8 protein-coding genes are annotated in these 9,939 nt (G+C 72.2%); 1 reads left to right on the top strand and 7 read right to left on the bottom strand.

Going from position 1 to position 9,939, the window contains the following annotated elements:
* Window positions 1–81: 81 nt before the first annotated feature.
* Window positions 82–543, bottom strand: coding sequence for a MarR family transcriptional regulator (locus tag ABZ234_RS26145; RefSeq protein ID WP_267949177.1), 462 nt, complete (start codon window positions 541–543; stop codon window positions 82–84).
* 78 nt (window positions 544–621) lie between these two features.
* On the opposite strand from ABZ234_RS26145, the gene ABZ234_RS26140 reads away from it, so the two are divergent.
* A complete protein-coding gene (locus tag ABZ234_RS26140; RefSeq protein ID WP_355013782.1) occupies window positions 622–1,713 on the top strand; it encodes an NAD-dependent epimerase/dehydratase family protein in 1,092 nt (363 codons plus the stop codon).
* Between the two features lie 50 nt (window positions 1,714–1,763).
* Here ABZ234_RS26140 and ABZ234_RS26135 read toward each other — a convergent pair whose 3' ends face one another.
* The 6 genes from ABZ234_RS26135 to ABZ234_RS26110 form a co-directional block, all read right to left on the bottom strand.
* A complete protein-coding gene (locus ABZ234_RS26135) occupies window positions 1,764–2,624 on the bottom strand; it encodes a hypothetical protein (protein ID WP_355013781.1) in 861 nt (286 codons plus the stop codon).
* A 159-nt stretch (window positions 2,625–2,783) separates the two neighbouring features.
* Window positions 2,784–4,877 (bottom strand): 3-hydroxyacyl-CoA dehydrogenase NAD-binding domain-containing protein, encoded by a 2,094-nt coding sequence (locus ABZ234_RS26130; RefSeq protein ID WP_267949180.1) that lies wholly within the window; start codon window positions 4,875–4,877, stop codon window positions 2,784–2,786.
* Window positions 4,874–6,049: an acetyl-CoA C-acyltransferase gene (locus ABZ234_RS26125; RefSeq protein WP_355013785.1), complete on the bottom strand. Its 1,176-nt coding sequence runs from the start codon at window positions 6,047–6,049 to the stop codon at window positions 4,874–4,876. The genes ABZ234_RS26130 and ABZ234_RS26125 overlap by 4 nt, the downstream gene beginning before the upstream one ends.
* Before the next feature lie 379 nt (window positions 6,050–6,428).
* Entirely contained in the window at window positions 6,429–7,430 is a 1,002-nt protein-coding gene (locus tag ABZ234_RS26120; RefSeq protein WP_267950331.1) for a tetratricopeptide repeat protein, read from the bottom strand.
* Window positions 7,431–7,635: 205 nt separating this feature from the next.
* Window positions 7,636–8,886, bottom strand: coding sequence for a ribonuclease D (locus tag ABZ234_RS26115; protein ID WP_267950332.1), 1,251 nt, complete (start codon window positions 8,884–8,886; stop codon window positions 7,636–7,638).
* Between the two features lie 181 nt (window positions 8,887–9,067).
* Complete coding sequence (locus ABZ234_RS26110) at window positions 9,068–9,643, bottom strand: DUF3000 domain-containing protein (protein WP_267949182.1); 576 nt, start codon at window positions 9,641–9,643, stop codon at window positions 9,068–9,070.
* Window positions 9,644–9,939: the final 296 nt, after the last annotated feature.

Below are 9,939 nucleotides of genomic sequence, written 5' to 3'. Positions count from 1 at the left end.
TGCCGGGGGGCGGCGGTATCGCCTGTTTGGCCGCCGGGGGGGGGGGGGCCGCCCCCCCCCCCCCCCACCGACCCCTCCCGGCTACTCCTGCTTGGTCACCCGGGGGTGGGTGGCGAGCAGGCGCCCCGCCAGCTCGTGCAGGGTCCTGACCTCCTGTTCCGACAGCGTGGCGAAGAACTCCGACTCCGCCTCGGCGACGGTCTCGCGGGCCTCCTCCAGGATGCGCGCCGCCTTCTCCGTCGTCGTCACGATGTAGCGCCGCCGGTCCCGGGGGTTGCGCTCCCGGACGGCGAGCCCCTGCTCCTCCAACCTGTCGACGAGCCCCACCATCACGTTGGGATCCACGCCCAGGACCCGGCTCAGCTCCTTCTGGGAGGGGTTGGACATCGACGCCGCCGCGGACAGGACGTGGAACTCGCGCGAGGAGATCTGCTGGGGTCCGAAGATCGACGCGGTGGTCGCCTGGGCCAGTTCGCCCAGCTTGATCAGCCGGAAACCGGTCGTGTGCCACAGGGGGGTGTCCCACTCGGCCGCGTTCTCCATAACTCGGTCACCCTCACTCCATAAATAATCACGAGTAATGATTATAGATCAACTATATAATATTTGGGATGTGAAACCATGGCGGACACCCACACCACACCGCTCCCGGGGAGGGAGAGGGCCCTGGTCACCGGTGCGACCGGTCTCCTGGGCAGCAACATCGTGCGACTCCTGCTGAAGCAGGGGCAGGAGGTCGTCGCCCTGGTCCGCGACCTGGACCGCGCCCGTACGCTACTCCCCGCCGATCCCCGCCTGCGCCTGGCCCCGGGCGATGTCACCGACCCCGACTCCTACCGGCCCCTCTTCGCGGGGGTGGACGAGGTCTTCCACACCGCCGCCTACTTTCGCGAGTACTTTCAGGACCCCTCCCTCACCGAGCCCCTGGAGCGGGTCAACGTCACCGGGACGCGCCTGGTCCTGGCCGCGGCGGCCGAGGCGGGGGTGCCGGTGTTCGTCCACACCAGCTCCATCAACACGCTGGCGCTGCGCGGGCCCGAACAGCCCGCCGACGAGTCGACCCCGCCCCCGGAGAAGTATGCGGGGCTCCGGGTCTCGGAGTGCTACCCCTCCAGCAAGGTCCGCGCCGAGCGGGCCGTGGACGAGATGATCCGATCGGGGCGGACCGGGTCCACCCGCGTCTCGGTGGTCCTGCCGGGGTGGATGTGGGGGCCCGGCGACGCCGGGCCCACCTCCTCGGGGCGCCTCTTCCTCGGCGTGGCCAAGGGTGCGGTCAAGGCGGTGCCCCGGCTGTCCAACTACGTGGTGGACGCCCGCGACGTGGCGTTCGCCTGCGTGGCCGCCGCCCGCGTGGGCCGGCACGACCGCTACGTGGTGGCCGGGGTCAAGCGGTCCGTGCCGGGGCTGACCGGGGCGGTCGCCACCGAGACGGGCGTGCGCCCGCCCCGGGCGGTCCCGGCCGGGCTGGCGCTGGCCGCGGCGTCGCTCATGGAGCTCCAGGCCCGCCTGGGCGGCGGCGAGCCGACGGCGACCCGCGCCGGGGTGCGGGTCCTGCGCGAGGGCGAGGACCGGTACATCACCTCGGGGCTGGCCGAGCGGGACCTGGGCGTGGAGTTCCGCTCCGTCGCCGAGACCGTCGCCGCGACGGGCGCCTGGTACCGGCAGCAGGGGACGCTGCCCGCGGGGCCGCTCCGGGCGGCCACCGTCCGCTGAACGGCGGCGGGTCCGGGCGCCGAGGCGCCCGGACCCGCCCCGGGTTCAGGTCACTCGTCGAACAGCTCGTCGATGTGGGTGATGGCGGCGGATTTGTCGGCCCACGCGGCGAGTTGGCCGACGTCGCGGCAGCGGCTGATCCGTTCGCGCGCCCCGTCCGGGATGTCGATGCCCTTGGCTGCGAGGATCCTCAGGAGCATGTCGGCCTCACCCTCGGCCCTGAGACTGTCGGCCCAGGTGCTGCTGTACTCGTACGTGTCCGCCATCATGAGTGTCTCCAGTGCCTTCTGTCCGTTGGTGTCGGCGAGCAGGTGCAGCGAGTATCCAATGTACTTCGCCGCCTTCTCCGGGTCGATGACGCTCAGGCCGCTGTGCAGGGCGTCCAGCACGTCGGTCCTTCCGGCCCCGTGAGCCGCCGCCGACAGCACGCCCAGTGTCGGTGAGGCCGCCACGGCGCCGGGGTCGGTGACGACGGGGATGTCGTCCGGACCCACCACGAGGGGGCGCAGGACGAAGCCGGGATGGCCCAGGTGGATCGGTTCGGCGTACCAGTCGGCCACGGACTGTCGCGGACAGATCGTCAGCAGGGTGACCGGGCACTCGTGCCTGGACCGCAGGCTGGCCACGTATTCGGGCCAGGTGAAGCGTTTTCGCTCCTTCTGATCGCGCTGGACCTCCACGACGATGCCCATCAGGTGGTCGTGGGGGTCGTCCGGGCCGGGGCCGCGCAGCATGATCGCGACGTCGGAACGGCGCTCCACGGGATCGACGTGGCCGAGGTCGCACGAGGTGACCTCGCTCCGTTCGTAGTCGGGAACGTTCACGCCGAGGTCGCGCAGGAAGCCGACGGCCATGTCCGGCGCGTCGGCGAACAACTCGGCGTATATCTGGTGCTCAGGGGAGATTGCCACGAGGCAGACATTACACAGGGTTGCTGATTGGTATGTTGGAGTAGTTGAAATGTCTGTGAAGTGCGATTTCGCGTTCCCGGGGAACGCGAACGGGCCCGGCCGCCCCCGCTGTTCCGGTAGGGGTGGCCGGGCCCGTCCGCGCCAGGCGGAGCTCCTCGGTCAGAACGCCTTCGGGGCGCCCTCGTGGAACCGCTTGCCGTTCACGGCCTCGGACACGCCGACCTTGTCCAGGTACGGCGTGATGCCGCCGGTGTGGAACGGCCAGCCCGCGCCGGTGATCAGGCACAGGTCGATGTCGGCGGCCTCGGCCACGACACCCTCGTCCAGCATCAGCCGGACCTCCCTGGCCATCGCGCGCAGCGCCCGGTCCAGGATCTCGCTCTCCTCGGACGGCTTGTCGCCGCCGGTGAACAGCTCCCTCACCTCGGGGTCGATGGTGAAGTCCGGTGCGAAGATCGCCGTCTTGCCCGCCTTGACGATCTCGGCCAGCTCGGCGGAGACCGCGAAGCGCTCGGGGAACGCCTCGTGCAGGGTCTCGGACACGTGCAGGGCGACCGCGGGGCCGACCAGCTGGAGCAGCAGGAGCGGCGACATCGGCAGCCCCAGGGGCGCGACCGCGCGGTCGGCGACCTCGGGCTCGGTGCCCTCGCCCACGGCGCCCAGGACCTCGCCCATGAACAGGGTGAGCAGGCGGTTGACCACGAACGCCGGGGCGTCCTTGCACAGGACGGCGGTCTTCTTCAGCTTCCGGGCCGTGGCGAACGCCGTGGCCAGGGAGGCGTCGTCGGTCTTCTCGCCGCGGACGATCTCCAGCAGCGGCAGGACGGCGACCGGGTTGAAGAAGTGGAAGCCCACGACCCGCTCGGGGTGGCGGAGCCCGGAGGCCATCTCGGTGATCGACAGCGAGGAGGTGTTGGTCGCGAGGATCGCCTCGGGGGAGACCACCGCCTCCACCTCGGCGAACACCTGCTGCTTGACCTCCATGTTCTCGAACACGGCCTCGATGACGAAGTCGGCGTCCGCGAACGCGTCCTTGGTCAGAGAGCCGCTGACCAGGGCCTTGAGGTGGTTGGCCTTGTCGTTGCCGATCCGGCCCTTCTTCAGGAGCTTGTCGATCTCGCCGTGGACGTAGGCGACGCCCTTGTCCAGGCGCGCCTGGTCCAGGTCGGTCATGACGACGGGGACGTCGAGGCGGCGGGCGAACAGCAGCGCCAGCTGTCCGGCCATCAGCCCGGCGCCGACGACGCCGACCTTGGTGACCTTGCGGGCGAGCGACTTGTCCGGGGCGCCGGCGGGGCGCTTGGCGCGCTTCTGCACCAGGTCGAACGCGTACAGGCCGGCCTTGAGCTCGTCGCTCATGATGAGGTCGGCGAGCGCCTCGTCCTCGGCGGCGAAGCCCTCGTCACGCGTGCGGTTCCTGGCCTCGGCGACGAGCTCGACGGCGCGGGCCGGGGCCGGGGCGGCGCCGTGCAGCTTGCCCTCGACGGTGAAGCGGGCCATGTTGACCGCGTTGTCCCAGGCCTCGCCCTCGTCGACCTCGGGGCGCTCGACGACGACGTCGCCCTTGAGGACCTTCGCGGCCCAGCGCAGGGACTCCTCGACGAAGTCGGCGGGGTCGAACATCGCGTCGGCGATGCCCATCTCGAAGGCCTGCGGGCCCTTGAGCATCTTGTTCTGGGCCAGCGGGTTGTCGATGACGACCTTGAGGGCCTTCTCGGCGCCGATCAGGCGGGGCAGCAGGTACGTGCCGCCCCAGCCGGGCACCAGGCCGAGGAAGGTCTCGGGCAGCGAGAGCGCCGGCACGCCCGAGGAGATGGTGCGGTAGGTGCAGTGCAGCGCCACCTCGACGCCGCCGCCCATGGCGGCGCCGTTGACCAGGGCGAAGGTGGGCACGTGCAGCTCGCCGAGCTTGCGGAACACGTCGTGCCCCAGCTTGCCGATGGCCAGGGCCTGCTCGCGGGTCCGGATCGCCGGGACGCCGGTCAGGTCCGCGCCGACGGCGAAGATGAACGGCTTGCCCGTGACGGCCACGGCCGCGATGTCGGTGCGCGCACGGGCGGCCTCGATCGCGGCGTCCAGGCTGAGGAGCCCGCCGGGGCCGAAGGTGTTGGGCTTGGTGTGGTCGTGCCCGTTGTCCAGGGTGATCAGGACCGCCGTGCCCGCGCCGTGGGGGAGTTCGACGTCGCGGGAGATCGCGTTGGTGACGACCTCGTCCTTGAACAGTTCCCGCGCTTGTTCGATCGCGTTGCTCACTTGCCCCCCTCGTAGTTGGTGTTCTCCCACAGGACGGTCCCGCCCATGCCGAGGCCGACGCACATGGTGGTGAGGCCGTACCGGACGTCGGGGCGCTCGGCGAACTGGCGCGCGAGCTGCATCATCAGGCGCACGCCGGACGAGGCGAGCGGGTGCCCGATGGCGATGGCGCCGCCCCACGGGTTGACGCGGGCGTCGTCGTCGGCGAGGCCGAAGTGCTCCAGGAAGGCCAGCACCTGGACGGCGAAGGCCTCGTTGATCTCGATGAGGCCGATGTCGTCGATCGAGATGCCCTGGCGGGCGAACAGCTTCTCGGTCGCGGGGACGGGGCCCACGCCCATGACCTCGGGCTCGACACCGGCGAAGGAGAAGTCGACCAGGCGCATGCGGGCGTCGAGACCGAGCTCCTCGGCGACGTCCTCCGCGGCCAGCAGGGCGCCGGTGGCGCCGTCGTTGAGGCCCGCGGCGTTGCCGGGGGTCACGTTGCCGTGCGAGCGGAACGGGGTCTTGAGGCCGGCGAGCGACTCCATGGTCGTGCCGGGGCGCGGGGGCTCGTCACGGGTGGCCAGGCCGTAGCCCTTCTCCAGGGAGCGGACCAGCATCTCGACCAGGTCGGGCTGGATCTTGCCGTCGGCGTAGGCCTTGGCGACCTTCTCCTGGCTGCGCACCGCGTAGGCGTCGGCGCGCTCCTTGGTGATGCTCGGGAACCGGTCGTGCAGGTTCTCGGCGGTGTTGCCCATGACCAGTGCGGACGGGTCGACCAGCTTCTCGGAGACGATCCGCGGGTTGGGGTCGACCCCCTCACCCATGGGGTGGCGGCCCATGTGCTCCACGCCGCCCGCGATCACCACGTCGTAGGCGCCGAAGGCGATGCCCGCGCCCGAGGTGGTGACGGCGGTGAGCGCTCCCGCGCACATGCGGTCGACGGAGTAGCCGGGGACGCTGCGCGGCAGCCCGGCGAGGATCGCGGCGGTGCGCCCGATCGTGAGGCCCTGGTCGCCGATCTGGGTGGTGGCGGCGATGGCGACCTCGTCGACGCGCTCCGGCGGCAGGCCGGGGTTGCGGCGCATCAGTTCGCGGATGACGCGGACGACCATGTCGTCGGCGCGCGTCTCGGCGTAGAGGCCCTTGCCTGACTTGCCGAACGGGGTGCGCACCCCGTCGACAAACACGACATCGCGGGCAGTTCGCGGCACGATGGGCCCTCCTTCTCCAAGGGTGAGTGGACTTGTTGCGCCCATGCTACTCGTCAGTAACAAATTGTGCGAGCGGCGGGGCCGACGTCTTCGCGACATCCTGGGAACGGGTCCGGCCCATGGCCGCCGGCGGCGGTCTCCGACCCGGCGCGGTGCGGCCCCGGCGTGCGCCGGCGCCCCGGGGCGGACCGCTGCGGGCTCGGCCAGAGGGGCCGCGGGGTGCGCGCCGCCGCTCCGCACCGACCCGAGGCCCTGCGGGGACCGCGGCCGGGACCCGGCGCGCACAAGCGTCGGGGCCGGGGTGGTCCACCCCGGCCCCGATCGGACCCCTTCGCCTTCCGCCCCGCCTGCGCCGTCAGAGCAGCGCGTTGGCCTCGCGGTGGCGCCCGGCCGCGTTGTAGGCGCCGGCCAGGTCGCGGCGCAGCCGCAGGGTCAGGCGCCGCACCTCCGGGTCGCCGGAGGAGTTCAGCGCCACCCGGTAGGCCTCGCGCAGGCTCTCCACCGCCTCGTCGGTGCGGCCCGCCTGCGTGTAGGCGCGGCCCAGCCGGTGGTGCACCGCCAGGGTGTCCAGGTGGCCCTTGCCCAGGCGGCGGCGCCGCGCGGCCAGGACCATGCGGAGCTGGTTGATCGCCTCGTCGTAGCGCCCGGACATGTTGTGCGCCGCGCTCAGCCCCAGCCGCAGCTCCTCGCGCCGCTCGGTCGAGGCCACGTCCTCGATCGCCTGCTGGTAGTGCGCGACCGCCGCGTCCAGGCGGCCGCTGCGCCGGTAGCAGACGGCCAGGCGCATGCGCGCCTCCACGGTGTCCTCGTCGGAGGCGCCGAACTGGCGCTCGCGCTCGCGCAGCAGCAGCTCCCACTGCCCGGAGGCGTCCGCCGGGCGCCCGGCGTCCTCGTAGGCCCAGGCCAGGTTCTCCCGGATGATCTCGGTGCGCGGGTGCTCGTCGCCGAAGACCGCGACCGCCTCGGACAGCGCCAGCTCGAACTGCTGCACCGCCGCCTGGCGGCGCCCCATCTGCGCGTACTTGGTCGCCAGGTTGTTGCGGGCGGTGATGGTGTCGGGGTGCTCGGTGCCCAGCCGCTCCACGAGGGAGCGCAGGGCGCGCTCCAGGGAGGCGGCCCGCATGCCCGACGTGGGCGCGGGGGCGCCGTCCGGGGTGCTCTCGGAGCGCTCCTCTGCCAGGGAGAGCGTCTCGAACCCCCCGCCGCCGACGGGGGCCGGACTCGGCACAGGGGTCTCGGCCGGACGGGTCACGGACCGTTCCTCGCGAGCGGGTACGGCGCTGGCGGAATCGGCGGACCGTGTCCTGGTCGCACCCGTCAACCCGGTCTCGCGCAGCAACGCACGCCAGAACGACAGCAGACTCACCACATTTCCCTGATCGCGCAACCGCGGCCTCGCAGCCGACGGCCGTCACACCCGTAAGAGGTCAAGAAGCCCTGATATTCCAAGGCACGTTTCTATAACTTAATCGGACACGGGGCTACGGAACAGGCGTCAAACACCCTTATGGGTCGGTGACTTCCGTCACGTTTGGATTGATTGGGTGAGAAGCGGGTAAACGCTAGCTTTTCTCCGCGTCCCGCAAGGCCGTGGCCAGGGGTTCCGCGGTCAGGCCCACCTGCCACTCACGTGCCCCGCGCTCGCGCAGGAAAACCCCCACGGCGTCGGGGTCCACGGTCTCCGGGGGCGCCCAGGCGAGCCGGCGGACCGTGTCCGGCAGCAGGAGGTTCTCCGTCGGCATCACGATCTCCTCGGCGATGCCCGTGACCGTGGTCCGCGCGGCCTCCAGCCTCCGCGCGGCCTCGGGGGCCCGGTCCGCCCAGCGGTTCACCGGCGGCGGGCCGTCGCCCGGCGCGTTGGGCCGGGGCAGGTCGGCCTGCGCCATGTCGCGCGCGCGGTTGACCGCCTTGATCCACGTCGTCAGGTAGCGGCGGGCGAGCTTGATCCCGAACTGCCGGATCTTGGCCAGGTCGGTCGTGGAGCGGGGCATCGTCGTCGCCGCCTCCACGATCGCCGCGTCCGGGAGCACCCGCCCGGGCGAGATGTCCCGCTCCTGGGCGATGCGGTCGCGTTCGTACCAGAGCTCGCGCACGGCGGCCAGGGCGCGCTGGTTGCGCACCCGGTGGATGCCCGAGGTGCGGCGCCAGGGGTCGGTCCGCGGCTCCTTGGGCGGAGCCGCCAGGACCGCGGCGAACTCCTCGCGGGCCCAGCCGAGCTTGCCGGTCTCCTCCAGCTCGGCCTCCAGGGAGTCGCGGAGCTCGATGAGGATCTCCACGTCCAGGGCCGCGTACCGCAGCCAGTCCTCGGGGAGGGGGCGCTGCGACCAGTCCACCGCGGAGTGCTCCTTGGCGAGCCGGATGTCGAGCATCCGCTCCACCATGAAGCCCAGGCCCACCCTGGGATGGCCCAGGAGCCGCCCGGCCAGCTCGGTGTCGAACAGCCGCTTCGGGCGGAGGTTGACCTCGGACAGGCACGGCAGGTCCTGGTGGGCGGCGTGCAGCACCACCTCGGCCTCGCCCACCGCCGCGTCGAGCCCGCTCAGGTCCGGGCACGCGATGGGGTCGATCAGCGCGGACCCCGCGCCGTTGCGGCGCAGCTGGACGAGGTAGGCCCGCTGTCCGTACCGGTAGCCGGAGGCGCGCTCGGCGTCCACCGCCACGGGGCCCGTGCCGGCGGAGAGCGCCGCGATGACACCGGCCAGGGTCTCGGCGTCGGCGGTGACCTCGGGCAGGCCCTCACGGGGTTCCCGCAGCAGGGGCGCCCTCTCAGCGTCGTCGTCGCCTGGTTCGCGGGGGTCTGTCTTGGAGTTCAACGCGTTCGCCACACCACTACGGTATGCGCTGTCGCCACCGGACGTGGAAATCGGGTGGCTTCCGCGCAGCCGCGCACCCCTCCGCGCGCCCGGCCCCCGCCACCCGGGAGCCGGGGCCCCGCGGGCACGGGAACGGGCCGCCGGGCGCGCACCGCCGCCCCGGCGGCCCGACCGCCCCGGGTCAGGGTCGCGAACGCTGGCGGCGTATGTCGGCGACGTCCAGCGGGGGCAGTCCCGCCGCGGAGGCGAGCAGCGCCGCCCACGCGTCGGCGTGCACGGACAGGTCGTCGGACTCCGGGGTCCACGAGGCGCGCATCTCGACCTCGGTGGTGGAGCCCTGGTCCGACTTCGTACCGAAACCCTCGGTGGTCGCGCGGGTGACGGTGCCGCTCAGGGTGTGGTGCGTGGCCGCACTCGCCTCCAGGGCGTCGGTGAGCCAGCTCCACGCGACCGGTCCGAGCAGCGGATCGGTCGCGATGTCCGACTCCAGTTCGGAGTTGACCTGGCAGACCACTCGGAAGGGGCCGGGCCAGTCGCGGGTGTTCTCGGGGTCGTACAGCACGATGAGACGGCCCCAGGCGACCTCCTCGCCGTCCACCGTCACCTCGGCGGACACGGCGGCGGAGTGGGGGGCCAACCGCTGGGGGGCGGGTATCTCCCGGACGGTGATCTCGGGGCGGTGGAGGGGTGAGTGCAGGGCCTCGACCGCTCGCCGGAACGTCTCATGCGCGTCCTCGGCGCTACCGACATCGGGCATGGTGGAAACGTCAGCCTTCGTTCTCTGGTGATCACGCACCGGCGGGTGTCGTCTGAACGTGCTCCGCCGTCCCGCCGCGGGCGGGGGGAGGGGCACGCACCCGACCGTGGCACGAGTCACCGGTCGCGGGTCGGAGTTGGAGCGGCGTGTCGGTGTTTTGTGATGATCTTGGGACCGGGTCGCCTTCTACCGCGCCGGTTCGGGACCTTCGGCCGTCCCGGGGCCCCGCCGCCGCCACCCCGCTCGGGCGATCCGAGTGGGAGTACCGGGGAGGGCATGGCACGATCGAGGGGTGA

Origin of the sequence: Nocardiopsis sp. NPDC006198 (assembly GCF_040613895.1) — a bacterium.
GTDB classification, from domain to species: domain Bacteria; phylum Actinomycetota; class Actinomycetes; order Streptosporangiales; family Streptosporangiaceae; genus Nocardiopsis; species Nocardiopsis tropica.
Note: the sequence above shows the minus strand (reverse complement) of the source record. Positions and strands in the feature narration are given on the sequence as shown.

Excerpts from the sequence above, each read along its gene's own strand:
- ABZ234_RS26145 (WP_267949177.1), bottom strand. The coding sequence starts at position 543 with ATGGAGAACGCGGCCGAGTGGGACACCCCCCTGTGGCACACGACCGGT.
- ABZ234_RS26140 (WP_355013782.1), top strand. The coding sequence starts at position 622 with ATGGCGGACACCCACACCACACCGCTCCCGGGGAGGGAGAGGGCCCTG.
- ABZ234_RS26110 (WP_267949182.1), bottom strand. The coding sequence starts at position 9,643 with ATGCCCGATGTCGGTAGCGCCGAGGACGCGCATGAGACGTTCCGGCGA.